This window comes from Halosimplex carlsbadense 2-9-1, assembly GCF_000337455.1.
GTDB classification, from domain to species: Archaea; Halobacteriota; Halobacteria; order Halobacteriales; family Haloarculaceae; genus Halosimplex; species Halosimplex carlsbadense.
Map to the genome: position 1 here is coordinate 1 of NZ_AOIU01000038.1, position 893 is coordinate 893.

Genomic DNA, 893 nt, shown 5'->3' on the forward strand with positions numbered 1-893 from the left:
GTGCGGCCGTGGCGACTCGAGAACGTCTCGGTACTCGTCAACGGGGACACCCGATACGACCGGCCGATCCGGACGGCCGAGACCGCACCGCTGGAGAACACGACGCTCCGACTGCCGGTCGAACTCGACACAGCGACCGCGAACATCACTGTCGTCGTGACGGGCGGGGCGGCGACGCAGTCGAAAGGCGCGATTGACCGCGCACGGGCGACCCTGCTACTCGACGGCGACCGGCTATCGGATCGCTACGAACGAAACGTCGCCGGAACGGACCCGTTAGATCCTGACAGCGACTCGCNTCGGCGACGCGAGCGTCGAGAAGAACCGTTTCGCGTCGGCACGCGACCGCGCCTACGACCGCATCAACGGGACGCTGGACGACTATCGCGATCCCGTGCGGTTGCGGTCGATGGGATCGTTCACCGACGACGCGGTGGGCGTGCAAGCACTGGCGAAACTCGCCGACTCAAAGGCGAACGACACCGCGCTGCGAGCGAGTCGGTACGTCGCGCTCGCGGACAACCGAACGGTCGCGCAGACGATTCTGGACACACAACGAGTGCTCGACCGGACCGAGGGGACCCTCGACAATCAGGGGCTCCGACGGAGCGCCGAGGCACACTTCGACAACGCCGAACGGCAGTTCGATCGCGCCCAACGGCAGTTGGAGCGGGCGAACGAATCCGAGGGCCGACGAGCGACCAGTCAGTACGCCCAGGCCATCCGCACCCTGCGGACGAGCTGGCAGCAGGCTCAGCAGGCACTGACGATGCTCGACGAAGCGCCACCGGCGGTCACGTTCGCTTCCCGCGCGGACCCGGCCTGGAACGCCTCGAACACGGTGACCAGAGCAGTCGCGGTCAACGTGAGTGACGTGCGGCCGTGGCGACTCG

At 67.4% G+C, this 893-nt stretch carries 1 protein-coding gene; it reads left to right on the top strand.

Going from position 1 to position 893, the window contains the following annotated elements:
- Positions 1 to 409 precede the first annotated feature (409 nt).
- Positions 410 to 893 (top strand): hypothetical protein (locus C475_RS18395; protein WP_006885384.1); only part of this gene is annotated, 484 nt, incomplete at its 3' end.